Here is a 6,626-nt window from a genome sequence, read left to right on the forward strand (position 1 = left end):
CTGGTGGCGGCGGTGCTGGCCTGGCGGTCGCCGGTCAGCCGCTGCAGGGTGGCGCGGGAGTCAGCGGCGAAGACCGCTTCGGCGGCGGTGAGGGTGGGGCCGGTGCCGTGGCGGGTCTCGGGCCGGTAGGTGTGCAGGCTGTAGTCGTGCAGGACGCGTTTGTGCTCCAGTTGTTGCGCCCATTCGGCGAGGCATGCGGCGGTGGCAGCGAAGGTGGTGTCCTGGAGTGGGATGCGTAGCCGCAGGTGGGGCTCGGGGTCCGGGTACCGGAGGAACCACCAGCCCGCCGCCGGGAGGTTGCCGGTCCGGTGGGCGAGGTCGGTGAGGATGTCGTCGAGCCGGCCGTACAGGCGGGCCTCCAACCACGGTGACTGGCCGGGCCGATGCTGTTGTGCGGTCACGGCCCGCGCTGGTCGGCTCGGGTGGGTGGCCGGACGGGTGTGCGCGAGGGTGAGGAGGAGTTCGGCGGGTCGGCCGCCGATCCAGCCGGCCGGGCCGGGAGCCTCGGTGAGGGTGGTGCGGGCGTGCCGGTCGACGTGCCGGCGCAGTACTGCCAGGTGGGTGTTGTCGTTCAGGTCCAGACGTACCTGCACGTCGTCGGCGCCGACCAGGACCTCGTCCGGGAGCCGGTGCTGTTCACGGTATCGCTGCCAGGCGTCGCGCCAGTGGGACCATGCCAGGGTGCGGGCGGGGAGCGCGGTCCGGTCGATGGTCCAGCGGGCGGGGTGCACGATGCTGCGTCCGCGTCGCAGGCGTGGCAGGAACGGCAGGCTACGCGCGTGCCCCCAGTCGAATCGGCTGCACGGAGCCGTCCACGCCGTCCAGATCTCGGTCAGGAACCGCATCAGGGGCTGCTGGAGGTCGGGTAGCAGCACGCTGTTGAGCAGCAGCGGCTCGACCGGTCGCCCGGAGGTCCGCGACACCAGCCACAGCCGCTGGCCGTCGCCGGTCACCGCGAGGTCCGCGAGCGTCCACGGCGGGTCCGGGTGGAAGTCGCCGACGGGCAGGACGGGCAGCACCGCAGGTGTCCGGGCGACCGCGGCCAAGCGGGCATCCAGCGGCGGGCCGGACAGTTGCACCGTGTCCGCGCCGGGCAGGGCGGTCGGCAGGTTCCGGTAGACGTGCTGGAACGACGCCAGCTCGGCGGGAGAAAGCAGGTGCAGGAACCGGCCGGCGGCGACCCCGGCGTGGCGGGCTCCGCTGACCACCGTCAACGTGAACGCGCCTCGGTCCAGGTCCTGTGGGGTCGCGGCGGCGAGGGTGAACCGTAGTTCGGTGTGTGGGATCGGCGGCCGGTCGTCATCTCCTCGTAGGCGGCCTGTCAGCTCGTCGTCGAGGATCACCTCCGTACAGTCGTTCAGCGCCGACTGCTGGGCGAGCTGCGCGAGGAGCCGGTCGCGGGCGGTGAACACCGCAGGTACACGCCGGGTGGAACCCCGGTATCCGGCGGGAAAGCCCAGAACGTTCAGGACGTCGCGTAACGGCACGGCCGCGCCCGGGCCCCACCGCTGAATGAACGCGCCGTGGTATTCCGCCCATCCCGGCAGGGGCGCTGCCACCGCCACCAGCGTCGACGCGGCACGGGCCGCCTCGTGGAGCACCGCCGGTGGCAGCGTCACCGAGGCGTCGACACGCAGGTCGACCGCGACCCGGTCGCCGGGATCGGGCATCGGGACGTGACGGGCCAGGTGGGAGGCCGGGTCGGTGACAGTCGTCGCCGGCCGCAGCGCCGACAGCAGGACACCCGCCTGGACGAGCGACGCCAACATCCGTTCGGCCGCCCCGGTAGCGGCGGGCAGCGGCCCGGCGACCCGGGCGGCGAGGTCACCGAACATGACCGGGGAACGCGCCGCGCGGATCGCCGCCCGCACCGGCCTGGTCAGACGGATCTCTATGTCCCACCTGCGGTCGCCGTCGCCGCGCAGGCAGGGCAGCACCCACACCTCGCCGCGCTGGTACCCCACCGAGTTCGTCACCACCGCGACGTCGCGCAGCGCCGCCAGGTCCTGCTCGGCGCGCCCGGTGTGCTCGGCGACGAACGTCCCGTCAGGGCGGGTCACCACCTGATGCGCCTCGCCCCACCGAACCGATGCGCGGGCGCCGAACTCGACCGGAGCCACCCCGGCGAAGGTGCCGAACGGTGTCGCCCGGGTGGTCCACCTCAGCAGGTACCGGACCGTCGAGTCGACCATGCGCCCGAACCGGCGGTCGGTGGTCGGCGCACTGGCCACGGTCCGGGTGATCTGTTCGGCCAACTGGGGTGTGGCAGCGGCGACGGCGGTGGCGAATCCCGGCAGCGCCCACACTGCGGCCAGCCACTGCCGCCACTGCTCGGGCTGATCCGTCGTCAGGTCGGGCCACGCGGGCAGGGTCAGACCGCTGGGGTAGGCGGCAACTCTGATCAGCGCCGCACCGGCCGTGGGGAACATGAACGCACCCTCGAAGACGGGGGCCCGGCGCTGGCGACGCCGGGCCCGGGGTGGATCGTCAGGGACGGTTACTTGCTGCCGCCGGAACAGGCGTTCGAGCCCGTGTTGCCCGAGCCGCAGCCGTCGTCGGTGCTGGTGGCGTACCCGCTGGCAGCGGGGCCGGCGTCCACCAGGGTGATGTCCAGGTCGAACTCCTCGAGTTCCATGGTCTCCACTCGCGTGTTCCTTCCTATGCGGAGGTGAAGGTGAGGACGAGGCGACTGTGTCGCTTGTCCAGCACCGTCCCGGCCGGCAGGGCGCCGTCGGGAGTACCTGCGGGTAGGACGTGCAGCACCGGAGAGGGCTCGCCAGCGTCCACCCACGCGCGCATGTGCCCGGCCATCCGTCCCGCCGCCGCGGCGGCGTCGGGCCCGTGAGCGCAGGCGCCGAGGTCGAACGTGTCGTCGGTCCAGCGCAGCGTCGACCGGTAGGAGAACGTCCCCTCGTGCAGGGCGGCGGGCGTACCGAACCGCCAGGCAGGGGCGACGATGCCGGCGTCGACGGCCTCCTGCTGCGCCGAGAGCACCACGAACTGGTCGACCTCATCGGCGAGGCGGGCCGCCAGCCACAGGTCCAGGTCGGCCAGGACGCTACGAGGCGGCAGGCCCACCCCTGCCCATGCCTGCTCCTGCGGCTGCGACAGCAGCCCACCGACCGATTCCGGGTCGACCTGCTGGCCCTCATCCAGCCGCAGGTGGACACCGGCGGCGATGTCGACATACCGCATCTCGTGGGCTCCGGTGCCCCGCATCGCCACGAACCCGCAGAGGCGCTGGCTGTGGCTGACCAGCCGGTCACCGACCCGGCGCAGCGCCCACGACCGGGTCATCCCGAACGTCCGTAGCGGCACCACCAGCACGCCGTCCTCGGCGAGCTGCGCGATCCACGCCGCGGGGATGTCCCACGCCCCGGCCGTCACGATGATCAGGTCGTAGCAGCGCCCCAGGTCGATCGGCTGCTCCGCGTCCGCGCACACCACGCTGACATCGCCGTAACCTGCCACCGCCAGACACGCCACCGCCCGCTCGGTCACCTCCGGGTCGATGTCCACGGTCGTGACCGAACCCGACGGCCCGACCAGCTCGCGCAGCAGCGACGCGTTGTAGCCGCCCGATCCGATCTCCAGCACGTGCCGGCCGTGCAGGCCACCGGTGAGGGCGTCAGCCGCCTGCCCGAGCATCTCCGCGATCAGCCACGGCGCGGACACCGAACTGACGGTCTCATCACCGAGCCGCTTGGTGACGACCGCGGTGTCGCTGCGGTACGCCTCCTCCATCGGGACACCCGGCGTGTACAGCTCGCGGGGAACCACCCGCAGTGCCGCCTCGACCTCGGGCCGCATCGTCAGCCCCTTGGCCGCATGGTCAGCGACCAGCTGGTCGACCATCGCGTCACGGAGGTCGTCGCTGCTCATCGTGTCGACGCTCATGTGCGCGTCACTCTCCTGTTCGTCAGGACCGCCGCCGTTGCGGACGGCCCGCACTTTCCGTTATCCGCCAAGGACGAACACGGCCTCAGACGCCCGAGGACTGTTCCCCTGCTGGGCAGGACGCAGGCCGAACTCACCGGGTGCCCAACCGGCAAGGCGACGCAAGGCGGCCCGGGTTCGATCAAGCCGCAGTCAACGTGAGGTCCGAGCCGTCCCGGCCACCAGCGGTCCCGGATTCCTCGGCAGCGGCGAGAAACTGCGGTACAGGGTCACACGGATCAACTCCCCTCGGGTTGGGCGGTGCCGGGGACCCCTGAGCGGCGGGCGCCGAGCGGTCATGTCCACCACTCAACGCCGGTCTGACCGTGTCGAACACCCTCGACACGGGATTTCGACACGGTCAGACCGGCCCCAGCGCCTCTCGGGGGCCGACTACGACAGGCGGGCGGACAGCCTGTGGAGTTCGTCGAGGATCACGTTCCAGCGGAAGGGCTGATCGTCGTGAGCTGGTCGCAGCGCCTCGGTGGCGGTGAGGCGTACGCCGTGGTCGGCGAGGAGCCGCAGGTGGGCGTCGAACGCGGGGTGGCGGGCGAGGGTGGGTTTGACGTACGGGGAGACGATGATCGGCATGCCTGCGCCGAGAGCTTCGTTGAGGATGCCGAGGGCCAGACTGTCGTTGATGCCGGTGGCCCACTTGTTGATGGTGTTGAACGTCGCCGGAACGACCGCGACGGCATCGGCGCGTGGCAGGACGCTCGGTTCGTCAGGATGCCGCTGCCGGTAGCTGACGGGCCTGCCCGTAACGGCGGCCAGCCGATCGTTGGGAAGCCAGGTGTGCGCGGTTTCGGTCGCGATGACGTACACATCCCAGCCGTCGCGCCGCACCGCCTCGACCAGCTCGACGATGCGGCGGGCCGGTGGCGCGGCACAGACCACCAGGTAGAGCAGACGGGCATTCGCGGATCCGGACGTCACGCGGCGATTCCGGCGCGTTCGGCGAGTGCCCGCAGGCCGGGGGTGACGGCGCGCCGCTCACGGGTGAGCAGGTCGCCGATCAGATGGCGCGTCCGGCCGTGCACGTGCACCGTCTGCGGCGCGATGCGTTCGGCTTCGAGCAGGTGCAGCACGGCTGCGGGATCGTTGCCGGGCGAGCAGGCGTAGGCGGCGGCGAGGTCGAGGTGGACCCGGGCGCGGCGGCTCACCAGGGCCGCCGGCAGCGACGAGGTGTCGAGCTGTTCTCCAAGGTGGATCGCCAGCTGAGGCTGGTCCGTTCGGGCGGCGATGCTGATGCGGTGGATCATCACGTTCGTCGGACCGAACCCGGTCCACAGGTCGTTACGATCGGCGCCGAGCCGCCGGGCCAGGGCGTTCGCGTCGTCGAGGTGCCGCTCGACAGCGGCGGGCTGGGCCTGCCGGGCGGCGATCAGCGCCGCGAGCAGAGTCAACGCCCCGTGGGCCGACAGGACACGCGGACCCGTCGACGCGGAGTCCCTCGTGTCCGTCACACCATCGAGAGCGGCCAGCACCACCTCCTCGGCATCGCCGACGCGGTCCGGCATCGCCAGCAGCGCAGTACCCACCGAGAACGCCGCCGCAGCGACGAGCGCAACATCCTCGGCCTGCTCGGCGGCGACACGAGCGGCACGGTCCGCCGCCACCCAGGCAAGGCTGGGATCGCCGAGTTTCACGGTGAGTTTGGCGGCGGCGAGATTCGCCGCCGCCAGCGACCCGACGGCCAGGGCGCGCTGCGTGCCGGTGCAGGTCCGGGTCAACAGGTTCGCCTGCTCGAACGTGTCGGGCAACGCCCGGACCGCCTCGGCATAGTTGCCACGCTGGTAAAGGCTATGGAGATGGGCCACCCGCTGACGGACCTCCGAAAGCGTGAGAGGCTCGACCGGCTGTTTCGGTGCGGCAGGTGCGAGCAGGTGCCGGCGCAGCTCGGCCAGCAGTCGCGACCTGGCATCGTGGTCGGCTTCCTCGCCACGGCCTGCTACCGCGTTGACGACTGAGACCTGCCCGGTTCGTGTGGTGCGGCCCGCCTCCGGGCGCTCGCCGTGGAACCGGTCCGGCGGGCGTCGATTGTCGCCGACTTCGCCGTACCTTTCGCCTGTGGCCTCGCCGGCTGCCATCACCGCCTCGGGTACCGCTCCCCACCGCGCCCGCTGTGCCGCCTCGGCCTGCTGTGCCTGGAACCGGGACTGGAGGTGTCGGTAGGCGTCGTAGGCGGCGAGTAGCTCGCCCTGGGCGTCCAGCAGGGTGTCGCACTGCAGCCAGAAGATCCGGTCCACGACCTGCCGGCCCCGCTCGACCATTCCCAGGGTGCTGCGCGTCGTGTGCACCTGGCGTGCGAGGGCTTCCTGAATGAGTCCCCTCGACCTACGCAGGGCGGCGAGCTTACGGCCGAGATCGTCCCTGGCCTGTTGAAGATCCTGGCGATCAATCATGGGCTCGCCTTTCCGTTCGCATCGACCTGCGTCGAGCCGACTGTTGCGGCGCCCCGACGCACGGCGATTCGACGTTAGCGGATCGCACGCGACCTGGGCGTGGAGCTGGTGCGAATGGCGTGCTGGCCTGGCAGAGAGGGCGCCTGTGTCGAAAACCGGGGTCGCGTCCGCGCGAGTGGTGTAAGAGACGGCCATCGCGGGATCCGGTCTGATGTTATGCGGCGATCGGGGCGGGGTCGGTCTGGTCGGTGACGTGTTGGTCGGTGTCGATCGTGACCATGCGGG

Annotated in this window: 5 protein-coding genes; all 5 read right to left on the reverse strand. The window is 71.6% G+C overall.

Annotation, left to right across the window (positions count from 1 at the left end; translation table 11 throughout):
* A partial coding sequence (locus GSF22_RS28625; RefSeq protein ID WP_208816923.1) for a lantibiotic dehydratase occupies positions 1–2,429 on the reverse strand: 2,429 nt, incomplete at its 3' end.
* Positions 2,430–2,497: 68 nt separating this feature from the next.
* Positions 2,498–2,635 carry an FxLD family lanthipeptide gene (locus GSF22_RS28630; protein WP_082159628.1) on the reverse strand — a complete coding sequence of 46 codons (138 nt, stop codon included), beginning with the start codon at positions 2,633–2,635 and terminating at the stop codon, positions 2,498–2,500.
* A 23-nt stretch (positions 2,636–2,658) separates the two neighbouring features.
* On the reverse strand, positions 2,659–3,897 hold the full coding sequence (gene fxlM / locus GSF22_RS28635) for a methyltransferase, FxLD system (protein WP_043330488.1): 1,239 nt from the start codon (positions 3,895–3,897) through the stop codon (positions 2,659–2,661).
* 432 nt (positions 3,898–4,329) lie between these two features.
* The gene (locus GSF22_RS28640; protein WP_046569670.1) at positions 4,330–4,872 is read right to left on the reverse strand and encodes a flavoprotein; all 543 of its coding nucleotides are present in this window, start codon (positions 4,870–4,872) and stop codon (positions 4,330–4,332) included.
* On the reverse strand, positions 4,869–6,341 hold the full coding sequence (locus tag GSF22_RS28645; protein WP_051611166.1) for a helix-turn-helix transcriptional regulator: 1,473 nt from the start codon (positions 6,339–6,341) through the stop codon (positions 4,869–4,871). The genes GSF22_RS28640 and GSF22_RS28645 overlap by 4 nt, the downstream gene beginning before the upstream one ends.
* Between the last annotated feature and the right edge of the window lie 285 nt (positions 6,342–6,626).

It is taken from the genome of Micromonospora echinofusca (assembly GCF_017614955.1).
Taxonomy (GTDB): domain Bacteria; phylum Actinomycetota; class Actinomycetes; order Mycobacteriales; family Micromonosporaceae; genus Micromonospora; species Micromonospora echinofusca_A.

Bases quoted from the DNA above. Each gene is read 5' to 3' on its own strand.
- GSF22_RS28645 (WP_051611166.1), bottom strand. From the start codon at position 6,341: ATGATTGATCGCCAGGATCTTCAACAGGCCAGGGACGATCTCGGCCGT.
- fxlM (WP_043330488.1), bottom strand. From the start codon at position 3,897: ATGAGCGTCGACACGATGAGCAGCGACGACCTCCGTGACGCGATGGTC.
- GSF22_RS28630 (WP_082159628.1), bottom strand. From the start codon at position 2,635: ATGGAACTCGAGGAGTTCGACCTGGACATCACCCTGGTGGACGCCGGC.